The 20580-nt window shown below is 72.5% G+C and carries 20 protein-coding genes; 14 read left to right on the top strand and 6 right to left on the bottom strand.

What is annotated here, in order from left to right; all coding sequences use genetic code 11:
• Positions 1 to 402: 402 nt before the first annotated feature.
• Positions 403 to 1632, top strand: a complete 1230-nt coding sequence (locus tag AB0L59_RS24795; protein ID WP_365587411.1) for a hypothetical protein — start codon at positions 403 to 405, stop codon at positions 1630 to 1632.
• Complete coding sequence (gene mycP / locus AB0L59_RS24790) at positions 1629 to 2789, top strand: type VII secretion-associated serine protease mycosin (protein ID WP_365587408.1); 1161 nt, start codon at positions 1629 to 1631, stop codon at positions 2787 to 2789. Before AB0L59_RS24795 ends, mycP begins: the two co-directional genes overlap by 4 nt.
• Before the next feature lie 19 nt (positions 2790 to 2808).
• Here mycP and AB0L59_RS24785 read toward each other — a convergent pair whose 3' ends face one another.
• The gene (locus tag AB0L59_RS24785; protein WP_365587406.1) at positions 2809 to 3963 is read right to left on the bottom strand and encodes a lipase; all 1155 of its coding nucleotides are present in this window, start codon (positions 3961 to 3963) and stop codon (positions 2809 to 2811) included.
• Positions 3964 to 4136: 173 nt separating this feature from the next.
• Positions 4137 to 5084, bottom strand: a complete 948-nt coding sequence (locus AB0L59_RS24780) for a serine hydrolase (protein ID WP_365587404.1) — start codon at positions 5082 to 5084, stop codon at positions 4137 to 4139.
• A 149-nt stretch (positions 5085 to 5233) separates the two neighbouring features.
• Between AB0L59_RS24780 and AB0L59_RS24775 the strand changes: the two genes are divergently transcribed.
• Entirely contained in the window at positions 5234 to 5965 is a 732-nt protein-coding gene (locus tag AB0L59_RS24775) for an SseB family protein (RefSeq protein WP_365587401.1), read from the top strand.
• 1 nt (position 5966) lies between these two features.
• Here the strand turns inward: AB0L59_RS24775 and AB0L59_RS24770 are convergent, their stop codons facing one another.
• Positions 5967 to 6323: a DUF1844 domain-containing protein gene (locus AB0L59_RS24770; RefSeq protein WP_365587398.1), complete on the bottom strand. Its 357-nt coding sequence runs from the start codon at positions 6321 to 6323 to the stop codon at positions 5967 to 5969.
• A 367-nt stretch (positions 6324 to 6690) separates the two neighbouring features.
• On the opposite strand from AB0L59_RS24770, the gene infC reads away from it, so the two are divergent.
• The 10 genes from infC to AB0L59_RS24720 all read left to right on the top strand — a co-directional run bounded on the left by infC (position 6691) and on the right by AB0L59_RS24720 (position 17625).
• Positions 6691 to 7329 (top strand): translation initiation factor IF-3, encoded by a 639-nt coding sequence (gene infC / locus AB0L59_RS24765; RefSeq protein WP_362121937.1) that lies wholly within the window; start codon positions 6691 to 6693, stop codon positions 7327 to 7329.
• 111 nt (positions 7330 to 7440) lie between these two features.
• A complete protein-coding gene (gene rpmI / locus AB0L59_RS24760; RefSeq protein ID WP_003977225.1) occupies positions 7441 to 7635 on the top strand; it encodes a 50S ribosomal protein L35 in 195 nt (64 codons plus the stop codon).
• A 98-nt stretch (positions 7636 to 7733) separates the two neighbouring features.
• Complete coding sequence (gene rplT / locus AB0L59_RS24755; RefSeq protein ID WP_006141703.1) at positions 7734 to 8117, top strand: 50S ribosomal protein L20; 384 nt, start codon at positions 7734 to 7736, stop codon at positions 8115 to 8117.
• 207 nt (positions 8118 to 8324) lie between these two features.
• Positions 8325 to 9179 (top strand): RNA methyltransferase, encoded by an 855-nt coding sequence (locus tag AB0L59_RS24750; protein ID WP_365587394.1) that lies wholly within the window; start codon positions 8325 to 8327, stop codon positions 9177 to 9179.
• Between the two features lie 50 nt (positions 9180 to 9229).
• Positions 9230 to 10363 (top strand): ATP-binding protein, encoded by a 1134-nt coding sequence (locus AB0L59_RS24745; RefSeq protein ID WP_365587391.1) that lies wholly within the window; start codon positions 9230 to 9232, stop codon positions 10361 to 10363.
• 141 nt (positions 10364 to 10504) lie between these two features.
• A complete protein-coding gene (gene pheS / locus AB0L59_RS24740) occupies positions 10505 to 11626 on the top strand; it encodes a phenylalanine--tRNA ligase subunit alpha (RefSeq protein WP_365587389.1) in 1122 nt (373 codons plus the stop codon).
• Complete coding sequence (pheT, locus tag AB0L59_RS24735; protein WP_365587387.1) at positions 11626 to 14148, top strand: phenylalanine--tRNA ligase subunit beta; 2523 nt, start codon at positions 11626 to 11628, stop codon at positions 14146 to 14148. The genes pheS and pheT overlap by 1 nt, the downstream gene beginning before the upstream one ends.
• Positions 14149 to 14408: 260 nt before the next feature.
• Positions 14409 to 15482, top strand: a complete 1074-nt coding sequence (locus tag AB0L59_RS24730) for a PP2C family protein-serine/threonine phosphatase (protein ID WP_365587384.1) — start codon at positions 14409 to 14411, stop codon at positions 15480 to 15482.
• A 200-nt stretch (positions 15483 to 15682) separates the two neighbouring features.
• Entirely contained in the window at positions 15683 to 17023 is a 1341-nt protein-coding gene (locus AB0L59_RS24725; RefSeq protein ID WP_365587381.1) for a transcriptional regulator, read from the top strand.
• A gap of 65 nt (positions 17024 to 17088) precedes the next feature.
• Entirely contained in the window at positions 17089 to 17625 is a 537-nt protein-coding gene (locus tag AB0L59_RS24720; RefSeq protein WP_365587378.1) for an NUDIX hydrolase, read from the top strand.
• Positions 17626 to 17654: 29 nt separating this feature from the next.
• On the opposite strand, the gene AB0L59_RS24715 is transcribed toward AB0L59_RS24720, so the two are convergent.
• Positions 17655 to 17915: a hypothetical protein gene (locus tag AB0L59_RS24715; protein WP_365587377.1), complete on the bottom strand. Its 261-nt coding sequence runs from the start codon at positions 17913 to 17915 to the stop codon at positions 17655 to 17657.
• 194 nt (positions 17916 to 18109) lie between these two features.
• On the bottom strand, positions 18110 to 18970 hold the full coding sequence (locus AB0L59_RS24710) for a 3-hydroxybutyryl-CoA dehydrogenase (protein ID WP_365587376.1): 861 nt from the start codon (positions 18968 to 18970) through the stop codon (positions 18110 to 18112).
• Positions 18971 to 19139: 169 nt separating this feature from the next.
• Here AB0L59_RS24710 and AB0L59_RS24705 point away from each other — a divergent pair, with 169 nt between their 5' ends.
• Positions 19140 to 20366 carry a family 10 glycosylhydrolase gene (locus AB0L59_RS24705; RefSeq protein WP_365587374.1) on the top strand — a complete coding sequence of 409 codons (1227 nt, stop codon included), beginning with the start codon at positions 19140 to 19142 and terminating at the stop codon, positions 20364 to 20366.
• Here the strand turns inward: AB0L59_RS24705 and AB0L59_RS24700 are convergent.
• A complete protein-coding gene (locus AB0L59_RS24700) occupies positions 20336 to 20563 on the bottom strand; it encodes a DUF1918 domain-containing protein (RefSeq protein WP_365587371.1) in 228 nt (75 codons plus the stop codon). The genes AB0L59_RS24705 and AB0L59_RS24700 overlap by 31 nt on opposite strands.
• Positions 20564 to 20580 lie beyond the last annotated feature (17 nt).

The following is a 20580-nucleotide window of genomic DNA, read 5'->3' as shown; positions in this document are numbered from 1 at the left end:
CCACCGCCCCATCCGCCCCGGGACCCCCCAACGGGGGGTCCCACGCCCAGGCACGCCCCCCCCCCCCCCCGCCCGCCGCGCGAGGAACCGGCGGCCCCCACGGCGAGCGCGGGCAACGGCACGTCTCCCGTCGCGGGGGCGGCGGGCAACGGCTCGGCTTCTGCCGTGCGGTCCGCCGGCGCCGGCCCGTCCTCTGCCGAGGCCGGTGCGCCTGCGGGTCGGCCGTCCGTCGCGGGCGGGGCATCGGCCGGGAGGTCCGCGGGTGCCGGCCCGGCTTCCGGCGGCGCCACCGCCCCTGACGGTCGGCCTTCCCGTGAGGGCGCCGGTGCCCCCGGCGGGCAGGAGAGCCGGGCCGGACGGACGGGGAAGCCGCGTCCCGCCGTGCCCGCCGCCGGTGCGCCCGTGAGCCCGCCTCCACCGCCGGCCTCCGCGCGGTTCCCCGACGCGCCGCCCAGCACGGGACGTGAGGCGCGCCGGGACGGGACCGGTGCGGTCGGGTCCGCACGCTCCGCCCCCCTCGTCGGCCGGGAGGTCCGGCGGCCCGGCGCCCCGGCGGAGACGCCCACCGAGACGACGGCCCGGCTCCGCCCGGTCACCGCGGCCGAGACCACGACCCGGCTCCGGCCGATCACCGACTCCCCGAACTCACCACGCCCCGCAGCCGCGTCCGGGCGTACGGCCGCCGAGCCCGGCCGGGAGCGCCGTACCGCCCCCTCGGCGTCCGGCGCCTGGAACCCCATGGCGCCCGCGCGTCCCGTCGGCCCGCCACCGCCGGCGGGCGTGTCCCTGCCGGACCCGGCGCTGTCCTGGAGCGCCGCCGCGGGGCGGCCCGTCATGACGGCCGGGGCACCCGATGTCTTCGGTGAGCGCACGCGGCACCGGGTGGGGCCGCGCACCGCCGCCGCTGCCGCCTGTCTCGTGCTCGGCCTCGGCCTCATCGGCGGCGCCGTGACCGGTAGTTGGCTCACCGACGACGGCGGCGACGACGCATCCGGTGACCACTTCGCCACCGCCGGCACGATCTGGCACAACGAGCCCGTCGACCAGCTGTTCCCGCCCACCGTCCAGGGCGCGGGCGCCGGGCCCGGCGGCGCCGACCGCACCTGGACCAGGATCGCCGTGGCCCCGGACGGCGGCTGCGCCCACGCCTTCGACCCGCTGCTGTCGAAGGTCCTCGCCCCCGTCGGCTGCCAGCGGCTCCTGCGCGCCACCTACACCGACGCCACCCAGAGCTACGTCACCACCGTCGGTCTGCTGTTCACCAAGGCCGACCCCGCCGCCATGTCCGCGCTCGCCCACCGCTTCCGCACCGAGCGCCTGGACCGGCGCGCCGACCTGATGCCCCGCCCGTACGCGGCCCAGGGCACGCCAGCGGCCGGCTTCGGTGACAAGCAGCGCGCGTCCTGGACCATCTCCGTCCTCACCGACGCCCCCGTGGTGGCGTACGCCGTCTCCGGCTGGGCCGACGGCCGCGGCGTCGACGCGCCCCAGCCCGCCGCCGACGCCGTCAGCGCCGGCGCCACCACGGCACCGGCCCAGGCCGGCCTCGGCAACGAGGCCCAGGGCCTGGCCGACCGCATCGAACGGCGGCTGCGCCAGAGCATCGGCACGGTCACGGAGAGACCTTCATGAAGCATGCCCCCGGCGCCGCGCTGACCCTGCTGCTCGCCGGCGCGCTCGCCCTGCTGCCGTCCACCGCGGCCCACGCGGACGGCATCCGCGCCCAGCAGTGGGGCCTCGACGCCCTGCACCTGGACGACGCCTGGCGCACCACCAAGGGCCGGGGCGTCACCGTCGCCGTCCTGGACACCGGCGTCGAGGCCGACCATCCCGACCTCGCCGGCAACGTCCTGCCCGCCAAGGACATGATCGGCTTCGGCGCCAGGCAGGGCGACCGCGACTGGGCCCGGCACGGCACCGCGATGGCCGGCATCATCGCCGGGCACGGCCACGGACCCGGCGACAGCGCCGGCGTCATGGGCGTCGCTCCGGAGGCGAAGATCCTGCCCGTGCGCGTGATCCTGGAGGACGGCGACCCTGCCCGCGCCAAGGCCCGCACCAGCCGCGGCAACGCCCTTGCCGACGGCATCCGCTGGGCCGCCGACCACGGCGCGGACGTCATCAACCTCTCCCTCGGCGACGACTCCAACTCCGCGCACCCCGAGCCCAGCGAGGACGAGGCCGTGCAGTACGCCCTGAAGAAGGGCGTGGTCGTCGTCGCCTCCGCGGGCAACGGCGGTGACAAGGGCGACCACGTGTCCTATCCGGCCGCCTACCCGGGCGTGATCGCCGCGACCGCCGTCGACCGCTACGGCACCCGCGCCTCCTTCTCCACCCGCCGCTGGTACGCGGCGGTCAGCGCGCCCGGCGTCGACGTGGTCATCGCCGACCCCGACCACAAGTACTACGAGGGCTGGGGCACCTCGGCCGCCTCCGCGTTCGTCTCCGGCGCGGCGGCCCTGGTCAAGGCCGCCCACCCGGGCCTGAGCCCGGCCCAGATCAAGAAGCTGCTGGAGGACACCGCCGAGGACCCGCCGGTCGGCGGCCGCGACGACTCCCGCGGCTTCGGCATGATCGACCCGGCGGCGGCCCTGAAGGCGGCCGACCGCCTCAGGCCGCAGAGCCTGCGCGTGGCGACGTACGGCAGGAAGTACTTCGGCGCCGGCCCGGACGCCCCCAGGGCCACCTCCTCGACCGCCGACTGGGCGGGCCCGCTGGCGGGCGGCGCCGGCGGGGTCCTCCTCGTGGCGGGCGTGGTGCTGTGGCGGGGCCGCAGGCGTACGGTCTGAGGGCGCCGGACGCCGGCCGCTACCCGGCGATGTACTCGATCTCGGGGTAGCGCCGCGAGGCGCCCCACAGCAGATGACCGGTGTCGGGACGACCGCGCAGCTGGAGGTCGAAGAAGGCTCGCACCGTCGCCCGTACGGCCGCCACCGCCCGGTCGGCGGGGATGGTGCCGGCCTGGAGCTGTGCGCGCACCTGCTCCGGCAGCTGCGGTGCGACGGCCACGATGTCGGTGTAGGAGTTGTGGTCGGCGTCGGCGAGCCGCAGACAGCGGTGCCAGTCGCTCAGGTGCCGCCAGAACGAGGGCCAGCTCGGATCCTGGTTCAGCCCGTCGTGGATCGCCGTGTCCATCAGCAGGAACGGCCGGTCGAGTCCGTGCTCGACCACCGGCCCGGCCAGGCCGCCGTCCAGGTCGATGCCGGCCCGCACCCGCTCGTCCAGGTACATCACGGCCGCCGACGCGGCTCCGCCCCGGGAGTGCCCGAAGGCGCCGACCCGGGTGAGGTCCAGCGTCCCGCGCAGTCCGCGCGGGAGCGGGCGCCGCTCGGCGTCGGGGTTGCCGCCCCGCTCCAGCTCGGCCAGCGCGTCGAGGACGAACCGCAGGTCGGCGGCGCGCACCGCTACCGCTGCCGTGACGGCCTCCACGCTCCAGTCGTCGGGTCGGGTGACCACCACGCGGCCGTCCGGGAACTCCACCTCGCCGGAGTCGTAGGGGTGGTCGACCGCGGCCACGACATGGCCCCAGGAGGCCAGCTCCTCGATGAGCAGCGTGTTGAAGGTGCGGTCCGACTGGTAGCCCGGCGAGTGGAGCAGCACCGGACGCCGGCCCGGCCGGGCCGGCGCGCGGTCCGCGCTGTGCGTCCGTGGGAGCGCGTAGCCGTCCACCGCGCCCCCCAGGCGGGCCTTCAGCGCACGCTCGGCTCCCGTCGGCAGCCAGGGCAGCATCGGGCGGTCGTGCACGTGCACGGCCGGGTACGTCACGGTCACCATCACCTCGCGCGGCTGCCCCGACCAGGGATCGGTCCGCGAGGAGTCGACCAGGTGCAGGTCCACCGCGCCCACCGGCAGCGGTCCGGTCGGCCCGGCCAGCTCGATCGGGATGAGACCGGCCGCGGCCGCCGGTGCGGGCACCGACAGGGGAACGGCGAGGGCGGCGACGACTCCGAGGCCACCGGCCACGAGGGAACGGCGAGTTGGGCGTACGGGAGGCACTGCACTCCTTCCGTGGCCGGACCCGAGGCGCACAGCGAAACGGTAAAGAGGACGCCATCGTCCGGCCCGCTCATCGTCAAGTTCCTTAAAGACTAGATCACTTGGCGCCCAAATCCAGGTCATCCACCGGTTCACACCGATCACTTACCGGCGAACGCCGACACCGCCGCCTTCGCCGCCGCCTCCACCAGCGCGATGCCCTTCGCCTGGGTCGGCGTGCCCTTCGACAGCACCGCCACCAGGTAGTCGGTGCCGTCCACCGTCACCCGTCCGATACTGTTCACGTCCCACAGCCCGGTCGTACTGCGCGCCAGCCAACCGTTCTTCAGCGCCCAGGAGTTGCCCGACGCGGCGGCCGACACTCCCCACTGCTGGTCCGCCTCGACCGACTCCATCAGACCCTGCACGTACGTCCGCGAGGTCGCGCTCAACTTCGAGTCCTCGCCGAACACCTGCCGCAGCAGGACGAGTTGGTCCGCGGCCGTGGTCTGGGTCAGCCCCCACAGCTCACCGTCGCCGCCGGTGGTCGAGGTCAGTCCGAAGCGCTTGTTCGCCGCGTCCAGGCCGTCCGCCCGGCCGATCGCGTGCCACAGCTCCGTCGCGGACGCGTTGTCGCTGTTCTCGATCATCTTCGTGGCGTACGCCTTCTCGGCCGCCGTCAGCTGCCGGCCCGCGTCCTGCGCCTGGAGCAGCAGCGTGGCCAGGATGTCGACCTTGACGATGCTCGCCGTGTCGAAGGCCGCGTCCCCGTAGGCCGCGCTGTCACCGGAGTCCACCGCCAGCACCGCCGCGGACACCTGCGCGCCCGCCGGCACGCTCACCCCCGTCATCGCCTCGCTCAGCAGCGCGTCCGGGTCCACCGCCGGCTCCGTCACGGGGGTCTCCCTTCCCGCCCCGGCCGAGGAGGAGACCGCGGGCGCCGCCGCCGACGATACGGCCGCCGTCCCGGGGTGCGCCCGCGCCTTCACATAGGCCGTGCCGCCGGCCGTGACCCCGCCCACGGCGACCACGGCCAGGGCGGTGAACAGAAGCGGACGGCGCCGGGACGGACGCGCACGACGGCCACGGCGGGCTCTGGAGGACTCCATGCCCGCGATGCTCGGCGCGAGCCCTGTGGGCGCCGTGGGACAGACCTGAGATCCACGTCTGGGAAGGCTGAGATTCCTGTGAAAGGCAGGTCACCGGTGTGCCCGGCCCCGCACAGGTCCGGCAGCCCGCACCTATAGGGTCGGTGACCGTGGCGAACAAGAACATTCCCGACCCCGGCTTCTCCGACGACGACGGCTCCGCCGACCCCCGGCTGAGTGCCGCGCTCGCGGCCTGGGCCGAGGACCGCAGCGCTCTCGGGCCCGTCCTGGAGGCGCTGAAGGGCGCCCGCCTGCTCGTCCCGGTCGTCGCCGTGCTCGGCGAGGTGGAGGAGGACGAGAACGGGCTGCGCCGCGAGAAGACCAGCGACATGGCCGTACCCACCCTGAAGGCCGGCCCGCGCACCGCCCTGCCCGCCTTCACCTCCACCGACTCCCTCGCCCGCTGGGACCCCGCGGCCCGCCCGGTCGCCGTACCCCTGCACCAGGCGCTCCAGGCAGCCGCCCACGAGAAGGCCGACACGGTCGTGCTCGACCTCGCCGGGCCGGTGCCGTTCGAGCTCACCGGCCCGGCGCTGCTCGCCCTCGCCGAGGGCCGCACCAGCACCGACCCGCTCGCCGACCCGGCCGTGCTCGAGGCCGTCCGTACGGCCGTGGCGGCGGAGCCCGCCGTGCTGCGCGCCCACCTCGGGCCCGGGCAGGCCGACGGCACCCTCGCCCTCGTCCTCGACCCGGCCGCGCCGCCCGCCGATGCGGCCCGTGCGGTCGCGGAGCGCCTCGCCGCCGACGAAACACTGAGGGCCCGCCTGGTGCGCGGCCTCGACCTGGCCCTGCTGCCGGCCGGGGCCACGCCTCCGGGCGAGCCCCTGTACGTACGCGGGTGAGCTAGCCGTAGACCGGGCCGGTGTACTTCTCGCCCGGACCCTGGCCCGGCTCGTCCGGGACGACCGACGCCTCGCGGAACGCCAGCTGCAGCGACTTCAGGCCGTCGCGCAGCGGGGCCGCGTGGAAGGAGCTGACCTCGGTCGCGCTCGCGTCGAGCAGGCCGGCGAGCGCGGTGATCAGCTTGCGGGCCTCGTCCAGGTCCTTGTGCTTCTCGCCCTCCTCGCTCAGTCCGAGCTTCACGGCGGCGGCGCTCATCAGGTTGACGGCGACCGTCACGATCACCTCGACGGCGGGGACCTCGGCGATGTCCCGGGTCATCGCGTCGAAGTCGGGGTTCTCAGGAGGGGTGTCACTCATGCCCCACACGATAGGCGGTGCGGGGCCGGGCCCTTCGATTAGCCCTTACCCGTCCGTGCTGCTAACCTTGTGTAACGACCGGCTGGACAACACTGTGTCCAGCCCACAAGTGGAGGCTCCGATCTCCCACCTGACCGTCCTCCGGGGCGGCGGGTCATCCGGTCAGGCGGCCACCATCGTTCCGTACGGACGATGGAGCCGCCCGAACTGCGCCCCGCGGTCACCGCGGCGGTGCTCCGGTAGCCATTGGAGCCCCGCCTGTGATCGTCCGGGGCATTTTTTGTGCGTCGGCGCGGTTAGGTCTTACGAACAAAGACGTTACGCGGCTGTCCGCCAGACCGTCGCGTGGTGCTATCGAGGAGGATCCATCAGCGCCGAGCCCCGCATCAACGACCGGATTCGCGTTCCCGAGGTGCGACTTGTCGGTCCCAGTGGCGAGCAGGTGGGCATCGTCCCGCTCGCTAAGGCACTGGAGCTTGCGCAGGAGTACGACCTGGACCTGGTCGAGGTCGCGGCGAACGCCCGTCCGCCCGTGTGCAAGCTCATGGACTACGGGAAGTTCAAGTACGAGTCGGCCATGAAGGCCCGTGAGGCGCGCAAGAACCAGGCGCACACGGTCATCAAGGAGATGAAGCTCCGGCCGAAGATCGACCCGCACGACTATGACACCAAGAAGGGTCACGTCGTACGGTTCCTCAAGCAGGGCGACAAGGTCAAGATCACGATCATGTTCCGTGGTCGCGAGCAGTCCCGGCCCGAGCTGGGCTACCGACTGCTGCAGCGTCTCGCGGAGGACGTCCAGGACCTCGGTTTCGTCGAGTCGAACCCGAAGCAGGACGGCCGGAACATGATCATGGTCCTCGGTCCGCACAAGAAGAAGACCGAGGCCATGGCCGAGGCCCGTCAGGCGCAGGAGGCCCGCAAGGCCGAAGCGAAGGCGCACCCCGGTCGGTCGCAGAACCCTGCCGAGGCTGAGGCGCCGTCCGAGGAGCCCGCCGAGGCGTGATCCCGGGGGACACACGTCCCCGAGGATGTAATCGAAACAAGAGCGACGCTCCACCGTGCCCGGTTTCGCGACCGGGCATCGGAGCGCCACCGACGAGGAGATAACGGCGCTATGCCGAAGAACAAGTCGCACAGCGGTGCCAGCAAGCGCTTCAAGATCACCGGCTCCGGCAAGGTGCTCCGTGAGCGCGCCGGCAAGCGCCACCTGCTCGAGCACAAGTCGTCCCGCGTCACGCGTCGCCTCACCGGCAACGCCGAGATGGCCCCGGGCGACGCCGCGAAGATCAAGAAGCTTCTCGGCAAGTGACGCGGCGGCGCCCCCTGAGCGCCGTGCGTCTGGACCGGGACCGAATCGTTTCCGGGTCGTGTGAGGACCACCACGACCCCGCTACAAGGAGTTAAAAAGTGGCACGCGTCAAGCGGGCAGTCAACGCCCACAAGAAGCGCCGGGCGATCCTCGAGCAGGCCTCCGGCTACCGCGGTCAGCGTTCGCGCCTGTACCGCAAGGCCAAGGAGCAGGTCACCCACTCGCTGGTCTACAACTACAACGACCGCAAGAAGCGCAAGGGCGACTTCCGTCAGCTGTGGATCCAGCGCATCAATGCCGCTGCCCGCGCCAACGGCATCACCTACAACCGCTTCATCCAGGGCCTGAAGGCCGCGAACGTCGAGGTCGACCGCAAGATCCTGGCCGAGCTCGCCGTGAACGACGCGAACGCCTTCGCGGCGCTCGTCGAGGTCGCGCAGAAGGCGCTGCCGTCGGACGTCAACGCGCCCAAGGCCGCGTGACGCTGCGCCGGCTTCAGCCGCCGCTCACTGGACCCGCAGGCCCTTCTGGCTTGCGGGTCCTGTTGTTGGGGCGCATCGGTCGTCGTCCGGCTGCGGACTGGTGGGGGCTGATCGCGCAGTTCCCCGCGCCCCTGGGGAACTGCGCTGCCGTCCGCCTCGCGGCGCCTCAGTAGTTCCGTTGAATTCTCCCTGAAGGTGACCAAGAGGATGCCCACCCCCGAGCTGCTCTCCACCCGGTCCGCCCGTGTCGCCGCCGCCCGAAGGCTCGCCAAGCGCAACTTCCGGGGCAAGGACCGGCTGTTTCTCGCGGAGGGGCCGCAGGCCGTCAGGGAAGCGGCCGGGCATCGGGCCGGCGGGTCCCCGACGCTCGTCGAGCTGTTCGCCACGGTCGAGGCCGCGGAGCGGTACGCCGACATCATCGGCGCCGCACGGGACGCCGGTGCCCGCGTGCACCTCGCCGCCGAGGAGGTCATCGCCGACATCTCCACCACCGTCACCCCGCAGGGGCTGGTCGGCGTGTGCCGGTTCCTGGACACGCCCTTCGAGGAGATCCTCGCCGCCCGGCCGAAGCTGGTCGCGGTGCTCGCGCACGTACGCGACCCCGGGAACGCCGGCACCGTGCTGCGCTGCGCCGACGCCGCCGGCGCCGAGGCCGTCGTCCTCACCGACGCGTCCGTGGACCTGTACAACCCCAAGGCCGTACGCGCCTCCGTGGGCTCCCACTTCCACCTGCCCGTCGCCGTCGGCGTCCCCGTGGAGCGGGCCGTCGAGGAGTTGAAGGAGGCCGGGGTGCGCGTGCTCGCCGCGGACGGCGCCGGGGACCGCGACCTCGACGAGGAACTGGACAAGGGGACCATGGGCGGGCCGACCGCGTGGGTGTTCGGCAACGAGGCCTGGGGACTCCCGGAGGAGACCCGCGCCCTCGCCGACGCCGTCGTACGCGTCCCCATCCACGGAAAGGCCGAGAGCCTGAACCTCGCCACGGCCGCCGCCGTATGTCTCTACGCTTCGGCCCGTGCACAGCGCGCCTCCGGAGGGTGCCGCTCCGTCACCGAGAGCTAGTAGGGTGACGTGCTCGGGGCCCTGCGCCGTATGAGAGGTGGAGTACGGGGATGAGTGTGGCCGCCACGAGCACCTCGCCGGAGGGACGGGACGCGCGGGGCGCACCCGTGCCCGGGCGGAGCGGCCCCGCGGACCTCGACCCGGACCAGCTGCCCGACGGCCTCGTCGTCGCCGACGAGCACGGGCGTGTCAGCTGCTTCAACGCCGCCGCGGAACGCATCACGGCCGTCCGGGCCGCCGACGCCCTCGGCCGGCCCCTGGAGAAGGCGCTGCCGTTGGAGGACCTCGAGGGCCGACGCTGGTGGCAGCTCACCGATCCCTACGGAGGGCTCGCGATCCGGGTGCGGCAGCCGGAGCGCAACCTGCTGCTGCCCGGCGGGAGGGAGGTCCTCGTCTCCGCCCGGTACATCCGCGCCGAACCCCTCGGGGCCGTCCGGCGCGTCGTCGTCTCCCTGCGGGACACCGAGGCCCGCCGCCGTACCGAGCGCAGCCACGCCGAGCTGATAGCGACGGTCGCGCACGAACTGCGCTCGCCCCTCACCTCCGTGAAGGGGTTCACCGCCACGCTCCTCGCCAAGTGGGAACGCTTCACCGACGACCAGAAGCGGCTGATGCTGGAGACCGTCGACGCCGACGCCGACCGGGTGACCCGGCTCATCGCCGAGCTGCTCGACATCTCGCGCATCGACTCCGGGCGGCTGGAGGTGCGCCGGCAGCCCGTCGACATCGGCGCCGCCGTCTCCCGGCACATCCAGGCCTACGTCGCGGCCGGGCAGCCAGCCGACCGCTTCCTGCTGCGCATCGAACAGCCGCTGCCGGACCTGTGGGCCGACCCCGACAAGATCGACCAGGTGCTCAGCAACCTCATCGAAAATGCCGTGCGGCACGGCGAGGGAACGGTCACCATGGACGTCATGCCCTGCGCATCCCCGCGCGAGGGCGAGGCAACCGGCACGTCGGTCACGGTGAGCGACGAGGGTCCCGGCATCCCGGAGGAGTCCATGAACCGCGTCTTCACCCGCTTCTGGCGGGGCAGCAGGCGCGGCGGGACGGGCCTCGGGCTGTACATCGTCAAGGGCATCGTCGAGGCCCACGGCGGCACCATCACGGTCGGCCGCGCCCCCGGCGGCGGCGCCGAGTTCCGATTTACGTTGCCCGTGGGGGCCCCGGCGTATCTCGCCTGACGAGAGCCGGAGCGGCCCGCGGGCGCATTCGTCCACCCCCACCCCGTTAGACTCGGCCTTTGGCACCTTTGTGTCCTTCACGCGGCCCTCGCGAGTCGGTGACGGGGACCATCCGCCAGCCAATCGGAAGCACGGGAAGAGATGTCGGCACCCAATAAGTCGTACGACCCTGTCGAGGTCGAGGCGTTGAAACCGGAAGAGATCGAGCGCATGCGGGACGAGGCGCTCGCCGCCTTCGCCGCCGCGGACTCCCTCGACGCGCTCCACGAGGCCAAGGTCGCCCACACCGGCCCCGCCTCCCCGCTGGCCCTCGCCAACCGCGAGATCGGCGCCCTGCCCCCGCACGCCAAGGCCGACGCCGGCAAGCGCGTCGGCATGGCCCGTGGCGCCGTGAACAAAGCCCTGGCCGGCCGCCAGGCCGAGCTGGAGGCCGAGCGCGACGCCCGGGTGCTCGTCGAGGAGGACGTCGACGTCACGCTGCCGTACGACCGCGTCCCGGCCGGCGCCCGCCACCCGCTGACCACGCTCTCGGAGCGCATCGAGGACATCTTCGTGGCCATGGGCTACGAGGTCGCCGAGGGCCCCCAGGTCGAGGCGGAGTGGTTCAACTTCGACGCCCTGAACATCGGCCCGGACCACCCGGCCCGCGGCGAGGCCGACACGTTCTTCGTGCAGGGCCCCGACGGCGGCACCGAGTCCGGTGTCGTGCTGCGCACCCACACCTCGCCCGTGCAGATCCGCTCGCTGCTCGACCGCGAGCTGCCGGTCTATGTGATCTGCCCCGGCGTCGTCTACCGCACCGACGAGCTGGACGCCACGCACACCCCGGTCTTCCGCCAGGTGGAGCTGCTCGCCGTGGACGAGGGCCTGACCATGGCCGACCTCAAGGGCACCCTGGACCACATGGTCCAGTCCCTGTTCGGCGAGGGCATGAAGACCCGGCTGCGGCCGAACTTCTTCCCCTTCACCGAGCCGAGCGCCGAGATGGACATGCTCTGCTACGTCTGCAAGGGCGAGTCCGTCGGCAACCCCGACCGGCCCTGCCGCACCTGCTCCAGCGAGGGCTGGATCGAGCTCGGCGGCTGCGGCATGGTCAACCCCCGGGTGCTCACCGCCTGCGGCGTCGACCCGGAGAAGTACAGCGGCTTCGCCTTCGGGTTCGGCATCGAGCGGATGCTGATGTTCCGCCACAACGTCGAAGACATGCGAGACATGGTCGAGGGTGACGTCCGGTTCACCCGGCCGTTCGGGATGGAGATCTGATGCGGGTCCCGCTTTCTTGGCTGCGGGAGTACGTCGACCTGCCGGCGACGGAAACCGGCCGCGACGTCCAGGAGAAGCTCGTCTCGGCCGGCCTCGAGGTCGAGACCGTCGAACAGCTCGGCGCCGACCTCAAGGGCCCGCTGGTCGTCGGCCAGGTACTGACCATCGAGGAGCTGGAGGGCTTCAAGAAGCCGATCCGCTTCTGCACCGTCGACGTCGGCCAGGCCAACGGCACCGGTGAGCCCCAGGAGATCGTCTGCGGAGCCCGGAACTTCCAGGTCGGCGACAAGGTCGTCGTGGTCCTGCCCGGCGCCACGCTCCCCGGCGGCTTCTCCATCTCCGCCCGCAAGACGTACGGCAAGACGTCCCACGGCATGATCTGCTCCACCGACGAACTGGGCATGGGCGACGACGGCACCCACGGCATCATCGTGCTGCCGCCGGAGACCGAGGTCGGCAGGGACGCCATCGAGCTGCTGGAGCTGGTCGACGAGGTCCTGGACATCGCCGTCACCGCCAACCGCGGCGACTGCCTGTCCATCCGCGGCGTCGCCCGCGAGACCGCCATCGCCTACGGCCTGCCGCTGCGCGACCCGGCCCTGATCGACGTACCGGCCCCGAACGGCTACGGCTACCCGGTCCAGGTCTCGGACCCGTTCGGCTGCGACCGCTTCACCGCCCGCACGGTCACCGGCCTGCGTCCCGAGGCCCGTTCGCCGATCTGGCTGCAGCGCCGGCTGCAGAAGGTCGGCATGCGCCCGATCTCGCTCGCCGTCGACGTCACGAACTACGTGATGATGGAGCTGGGCCAGCCGCTGCACGCCTACGACCGGTCCCTGGTCCAGGGCACCATCGGCGTGCGCCGCGCCCAGGAGGGCGAGAAGCTGGTCACCCTCGACGGCGTCGAGCGCAAGCTGCACTCCGAGGACCTGGTGATCACCGACGAGCGCGGCCCCATCGGCCTCGCCGGTGTGATGGGCGGCGCCAACACGGAGATCGCCGACCATGAGGTCACCGAGGACGGGGTGAACGGGACCACCGACGTGGTCATCGAGGCGGCCCACTTCGACGCCGTCGCGATCGCCCGTACGTCGCGCCGTCAGAAGTTGCTGTCCGAGGCGTCCCGCCGCTTCGAGCGCGGTGTCGACCCGCAGGCCGCCGCTGCCGCCGCTCAGCGCACGGTGGATCTGCTGGTGCTGCTCGCGGGCGGTACGGCCGAGGCGGGCGTCACCGAGATCGTCGCCCCGTCCGCGCCGCACACCATCACCATCCCGGCCGACCACCCGGACAAGGTCGCGGGCGTCGTGTACGGCCGTGAGACGGTCGTCCGCCGCCTGCAGCAGGTCGGCTGCGACGTCTACGGGCAGGACGAGCTGATCGTCACCGTCCCGTCCTGGCGCCCCGACCTCGTCGACCCGAACGACCTCGCCGAGGAGGTCATCCGGCTCGAGGGCTACGAGAACCTGCCCTCCACGCTGCCCAAGCTCCCCTCGGGCCGCGGCCTGACCCACCGCCAGCGGCTGCACCGCCGGGTCGGCCGCGCGCTGGCCGGCGCGGGCTACGTCGAGGCGCCGAACTACCCCTTCATCGGCGAGCAGGTCTTCGACCAGCTCGGGCTGGAGGCCGACGACCCGGCCCGCCGTGTCGTCAAGCTGGTCAACCCGCTCAGCGACGAGGAGCCCGCGCTGCGTACGACGCTGCTGCCGGGCCTGCTCGGTGCACTGCGGCGCAACGACGGCCGGGGCTCGCACGACCTGGCGCTGTTCGAGACCGGGCTGGTGTTCCACCCCCGCGACGAGCAGCGCGTGGCCACGCACCTGCCCGTCGACCGGCGTCCCACCGACGAGGAGATCGCCGTCCTCAACGCCGCGCTGCCCGAGCAGCCGCGGCACGTGGCCGTCGTCCTCACCGGCGCCCGCGAGCAGGCGGGCTGGTGGGACAAGGGCCGCCCCGCCGACTGGGCCGACGCGATCGAGGCGGGGCGCGCCGTCGCCCGCGAGGCCGGTGCCGAACTGATCGTCCGCAAGGGCCAGTACGGCCCGTGGCACCCCGGCCGCTGCGCCGAACTGGTGGTCGTCGCCGACGGCACGGATCGGGTCGTCGGCCATGCCGGCGAACTGCACCCGCGCGTCCTCAAGGCCCTGGGCCTGCCCGAGCGCACCTGCGCGATGGAGCTGAACCTGGACGCCGTGGAGGCGGTGGGAGGCGGCGCCCCGCAGGCGCCGCGGATCTCCACGTTCCCGGTCGCCACGCAGGATGTCGCCCTCGTGGTCGACAGGCCCGTCCCGGCCGCGGAGGTCGAGGCCGCGCTGCGCGAAGGCGCGGGAGAACTCCTCGAGTCCATCCGGCTGTTCGACGTGTACGAGAACGCCGATCAGCTGGGTGACGGGAAGAAGTCGCTGGCGTACGCGCTCCGCTTCCGGGCCGGTGATCGTACGCTGACCGTGGACGAGGCTTCGGCCGCGAGGGATGCGGCTGTCGCCCTCGCGGGCGAGCGTACGGGTGCGGTCCTGAGGGGCTAGTCCGTCCAAGGGGCGGGGAGCTGCGGCTTGTGCGGCCTCGGGCTGTCCGGGCTCGTCGCGCAGTTCCCCGCGCCCCTTCGGGGGCACGTTTTCCCCTCCGCCGGCCGCATAAATGCATGTTGGCTCGGGTCGCCTCACTCGTTCGGGTGGGAACCCATGGTGATCCGACCCGCCCGGCTCATGCCGTCGACAGAATCGGACCGGCCTTTCGGGGTCGGTCCGTCTGCCCTGTCAGGGACTCTCCATGGGGGACCAGAGGCATGATCCGCATCAAGGCACGGGCGCCCACCGCGCGGGCAGCCGTACTGCCCACGCTCTGGGGAGCCGTGGCGGTCGCCTACAAGTTCGGCTGCCCACTCGCCCAGCAGGACGGGCTCGGCGCACGCATCGCCACCAGCGCCGTCTTCTTCGCCGTCGGCACCGGGCTCATCTTCCACGTCCGCCGCGCGCTGCTGCGTGAGCTGCGGCAGGTCCGCCGGGTGGCGCGGGCCGCGCAGAGCGTCGTCCTGCGTCCGCTGCCGCCACGCCTCGACGGGCTGAACATCGCCGCCGCCCAGCTGTCCGCGGACCGGGGCGCGATCATCGGGGGCGACCTGTACGAGGCGATCGCGACCGAGCACGGGGTGCGGGTGGTGATGGGCGACGTACGCGGGCACGGTCTGGCCGCTCTCGGCACCGTCGCCGCCGTCCTCGGCAGCTTCCGCGAGGCCGCCCACGACGAGCCCGAACTCGAAGGCGTGCTGCGCCGGCTGGAGCGCGCACTCGCCCGGCATCTGCGGGAACGGGCCCGCGCCGAGCACCCGGCGAACGGCGGCCCGGACCCCGACCACCCGGTCGCCGAGGAGTTCGTCACCGTCCTGCTGCTGGAGCTCGACGGGGAGGGCGAGCTGCGGGCCCTCAACTGCGGGCATCCCTGGCCGTACGTGCTGAGCGGCACGGGGGTCGAGCCGTTGACGCGCGCCGAGCCGCTTCCCCCGCTGGGCCCGTTCCCCCTGCCCTCGGCCCTCCAGGCCCATCCCTGCGGACGGCTGCGGCCCGGTGACTCGCTGGTCCTGTTCACCGACGGCGTGGAGGACGCCCGGGACGGCCAGGGCCGCTTCTTCTCGTTGCCGGACGTGCTGCGCAGGGCCGGCCGCGAGCACCCGGTGCCGCCGCAGACGGTCCTGCGGACGGTCTTCACGGCCCTCCTGCACCACACGGCCGGCAGTCCGTCGGACGACATGGCGCTGCTGGTCCTGCGGAACGACCGGACCACGGCGTGCTCCCACCTCCTGGGGGCACGGGGGTCCGCGCGCGCGACCACCGACGGTCCGCAGCCGACGACGCACCGCTGACCGCCACACCAGCAGTCGTCGACCCGGCCAAGCCACCGCTTTTCGAGGGGGAGCCGGCGGCTTGACCGGGACCCCAGTCAACCGGCGGAACACGCTGAGCGACACCGCGTGCACAGCGCGGATGCACGTGTTCCGTTCACACCCCGTGTGAACGGGAGCACACTACGCTGAACCGCACCAGGCCACTCGGGGGGCATCCCATGCAGCCCAACACTCTGCTCGACGCACTCCTGGACGAGGCGGGGATCTCGCACGCCGGTCTCGCCGCCCACGTGAACCAGGCGGGCCGGAAGCGGGGCCTCGCGCTCCGCTACGAACACACCGCCGTGGCACGGTGGTTGAAGGGCCAGCGGCCGCGCGGCCAGGTACCCGACCTGATCTGCGAGGTGCTCGCCGTCCGCCTGCACCGTCCCGTCACGCTCGACGACATCGGCCTGGGTGTGCCCGGCGAGCCCAGCACCCCGCACGCCGGCTCGCTGAACGGATTCGTCGAGCGGGCGACCGCGCTGTGGCGCTCCGACGAACAGCAGCGGCCGCATGTGCTGGGTGCTCCCGCCGTCACCGGCACCCCGGCCGTGATGCCCGTGTGGGAGTGGGAGAACCCGCCCGAGGACGTCGACGTCTCCCGGGGCGGCCGGCACCGGGTCACCGGGGCCGACATCGAGATGCTGCGCGCCGCGCGGACGCACTACGAGCAGATGTACCGCAAGGCCGGCGGCATCGCGACCCGCACCCGGATCGTCGGGTTCCTCAACGCCGATGCGGCACCGCTGCTGCGCGGCAGCTATACGGATGCCACCGGACGCCAACTGCACCGGGCCACGGGCGGCTTGGTGGCGATCGCCGGCATCTGCGCCTACGACTCCGACGCCCACGGTCTCGCGCAGCGGTACTTCCACCAGGCGCTGCGGCTGGCAAAGGCCAGCGGTGACCGGGGACTTGGCGCCTACGTCATAGCGCTGCTGGTCAACCAGTCGCTGTTCATGCGGGAGTACCGGCAGGCCGTCGCCTTCGCGGAGGCGGCGCTGCGGGCCGCCGGCAAGCACATCACCCCGGCCCTCGCCTCCGACCTGTACGCGATGCAGGCCAAGGCGTACGCCCACCTCGGCGACTCCGGCAGTGCCCTGTCCTGCATCCGGCGCGCGGAGACGGCGGCCGAGCGCATCAGACGTGGCTACGAGCCCGACGAGACCGGCTACGTCCAGCCCGGCCTGGTCAATGTGCAGGTGGCCGAGGCACTGCTGAGCCTCGGCGAGCTGGCGGCCGCCCGGGAGCACGCGGCGGCGGCCGTCGACAACCCCGCCCACGACCGGGGGCGGGTGCACCGGCTCGCCATGCTCAGCACCATCGAGCTGCGCCAGGGCAACGCGGAGAAGGCGGTGGCCACGGCCGTGCAGATGGCCGAGCAGGCCCGCGGGATGGAGTCCCAGCGGCTGCGCGACAGACTCCGCGCGGTACGCGAACACCTGGTGCGCTGTGGCTCGGCCGGGACCGCCGAGGCCGCCGAACTCATCGACGGGGCACTGCGCGTACCGCTGTAGGCCCCCTGTAGGTGCACAGTCCCTGCTGCGATATTGCCACTTACTCGGCGGAAGGTGGCAGAACCGTGCAGTGGATGAAACAGAACGAACAGACTGTGTATGCAAACCGCTGGTTCAGCGTCAATCTCGCTGATGTCGAGCTGCCGGACGGCCGGCACCTGGACCACTTCCTGATCCGGCTGCGGCCCGTGGCGGTGGCCACCGTGGTCAACGAGGCGAACGAGGTGCTGCTGCTGTGGCGGCACCGGTTCATCACCGACAGCTGGGGCTGGGAACTGGCCGCGGGGGTCGTCGAGGACGGCGAGGACATAGCGGGCGCGGCGGCCAGGGAACTGGAGGAGGAGACCGGCTGGCGACCGGGGCCCCTGCACCACCTCATGAGCGTGGAGCCGTCCAACGGCCTCACCGACGCCCGGCACCACATCTACTGGTCCGACCGGGGCGAGTACATCGGGCATCCCGTGGACGACTTCGAGTCGGACCGCCGGGAATGGGTCCCCCTCAAACTCGTCCCCGACCTGATCGCCCGTGGGGAGGTCCCGGCCGCCAACATGGCGGCCGCGTTACTCCTGCTGCACCACCTCAGGCTCGCCGAGGGCTAGCGGGCCCGAGGGGCCCCGGTGCCGAGGGCCTAGTGGGCGGCCAGCGCCTGCCAGACCGTCACGACGAGCGCTCCGAGGGCCGTGAGCGCGGCGAGCGAGGGCAGTGGCCAGCGTGCGTGTTCCAGCGAGATCATGCGGGAGTTCAGCTCGTCCAGCTCCTTGGCGGTCTCCTCGGTGCGATGGCTGAGCAACGCCAGCCCTCCTTCGACGCGGGCGTAGGCCACGTCGAGGCGGCGCCGTAACTCTGCGAGTTCTCCGTTGACCACGGGATGCTCCGGATCGGCGGTCACGGGTCCGCTCCTTTCGGTAGTCGACATCGGTGGTTCCGCATCCCTTGCATGCGCATGAGGAGTCAACTCGCCTGGTGGGTGCGTGGGGAGCGTGTGCGAGGGGCATATGCGGGTCCGGCGCGCACACGGTGTGTGAAACAGATGGGCCCGGCACCGAGTTCGGTGCCGGGCCCATGAGCTGTAGCTCTGTGTGATCAGCCGTAGGTGTAGAAGCCCGAGCCGGTCTTCCGGCCCAGCCGGCCCGCCTCGACCATGCGCTGGAGCAGCGGGGGAGCGGCGTACAGCGGCTCCTTGTACTCGGCGTACATCGAGTTGGCGATGGAGACGATGGTGTCCAGGCCGATCAGGTCGGCCAGCTTCAGCGGGCCCATGGGGTGGGCGCAGCCCATCTCCATGCCGTTGTCGATGTCCTCGCGGCTCGCGATGCCCGACTCGAACATCCGGATCGCGGAGAGCAGGTACGGCACGAGCAGCGCGTTGACCACGAACCCGGAGCGGTCCTGGGCGCGGATGGCGTGCTTGCCGAGCACCTTCTCGGCGAAGACCTGGGCGCGGCTGAGGGTGCCCTCGGACGTGGTGAGCGCCGGGATCAGCTCGACCAGCTTCTGCACCGGGGCCGGGTTGAAGAAGTGGATGCCGACCACGTGGTCCGGGCGGGAGGTGGCGACCGCCAGCTTCACCAGCGGGATCGAGGAGGTGTTCGAGGCGAGGATCGCGTCCGGCCGGGTCACCACCTGGTCGAGCACCTGGAAGATCTCCGTCTTCACCGCCTCGCTCTCCACGACGGCCTCGATCACGAGGTCGCGGTCGGCGAACTCGCCGAGGTCCGTGGTGAAACTCAGCCGCGCCAGCGTGGCGTCCCGCTCCGCCTCGGTGATCTTGCCGCGCTCGGCGGCCTTGGCCAGGGAGTTGAACAGCCGGGTGCGGCCGATCTCCAGGGCCTCGCCGGTGGTCTCCGCGACCCTCACGTCCAAGCCGGCGCGGGCGGAGACCTCGGCGATGCCCGCGCCCATCTGGCCGCAGCCCACGACTCCGACGCGCTCGATGTCGGTCACATCGTTCCCTTCCCTGGTTCGGCTCGCTCGGCAGGACCTCCGGGTTCGGCGCCTGCTCCGATCGTGCACGTTACCGCCAAGTATCGATGATCGATCGCCCGGGTGGGAGCATCCTGGGGCGCGGAACGATCCGTGAGGGAGCGGATCCGGAGCGTATGGGGGTGTGCCGATGAGGCATGTGTCACGCCGGGCCTTCACCCTGGCGGCGCTGTCGACGCTGGCCACGGCGCCGCACGCGGTCGCGGCGGGGGTACGGCCGCCCCGGCCGGCCGCGGAGATGCGGGGTGTGTGGCTGGCCACCGTGTCCAACCGGGACTGGCCGTCCCGGCCCGGGCTCCCGGCCGCGGCGCAGCGCGCGGAGCTGATCGCCCATCTCGACAAGGCGGCCCGCGACCGGCTCAACACGGTGATCTTCCAGGTACGGCCCACCGCCGACGCCCTGTGGCCGTCCCCGTACGAGCCCTGGTCCGAGTACCTCACCGGAGTCCAGGGCCGGCGCCCCGGCTGGGACCCGCTCGGCACCGCGGTGCGGGAGGCGCACGCCCGGGGCCTGGAACTGCACGCCTGGTTCAATCCGTACCGGATCGCGAACCACACCGACCGCGGCCGGCTCGCCCCCTGGCACCCGGCCCGCAAGCACCCCGCCTGGGTGGTGCCGTACGGCGGGAGGCTCTACTACAACCCCGGCCTGCCCCAGGTCCGCGCCTTCGTCCAGCGGGCGATGCTCGACGCGGTCGCCAAGTACCCCGTCGACGCCGTCCACTTCGACGACTACTTCTACCCGTACCCGGTCGCCGGGCAGACCTTCGACGACGAGGACGCCTACGACCGGTACGGCGGCGACTTCTCCAGCCGCGCCGCGTGGCGGCGGGACAACATCAACAGGCTCGTGCGGGAGATGGCCGCCGGCGTCAGGCGCATCCGTCCCGGCACCCGGTTCGGGATCAGCCCGTTCGGGGTGTGGCGCAACGCCTCGACCGACCCGCGCGGCTCGGAGACGCAGGCGGGCGTGCAGACGTACGACGACCTTTACGCGGACACCCGGGCCTGGGTGCGGGCCCACTGGATCGACTACATCGTGCCCCAGCTGTACTGGAACATCGGCTTCGCCGCCGCGGACTACGCGAAACTGGTCGACTGGTGGGCGGCGGTCGCGAAGGGCACCCGGACCCGTCTCCACATCGGCGAGGCCCTGTACAAAGCAGGGGCCGCCGGGCAGCCTTCGGCCTGGCAGGACCCGGTCGAGCTGTCCCGGCACCTCACCCTCGCCGCCCGCTACCCCCAGGTGCGCGGGCACGTGTTCTTCGCCGCCAAGGACGTGGCGGCCGATCCCATCGGGGCGATGTCACGCGTGATCGCCGACCACTACGGGCGGTCCGCGAAGCCGCCCCGCTGATCCATCGCCTGCTCTTCCCGGTGCTTGACCTGGCAGTCCGGCCCGGGCGACATGATCGCCTCGTGTCCGTCCTGGAAACGGACCCGGTAGGGCGGGTTGCCCTCGGGGCCCAGTACCTCGACCACTTCTGAGACCTGGTCGTGTTGGCCGACCACCCTGCCGTGCTGGACAAGGCGGTCGCCCTTGGTTGCACGCATCTCGCAGGTCCTCCTCA

The organism is Streptomyces sp. NPDC052109, from assembly GCF_040680195.1.
GTDB lineage: Bacteria > Actinomycetota > Actinomycetes > Streptomycetales > Streptomycetaceae > Streptomyces.
This window is presented reverse-complemented; position numbering and strand designations above follow the sequence as displayed.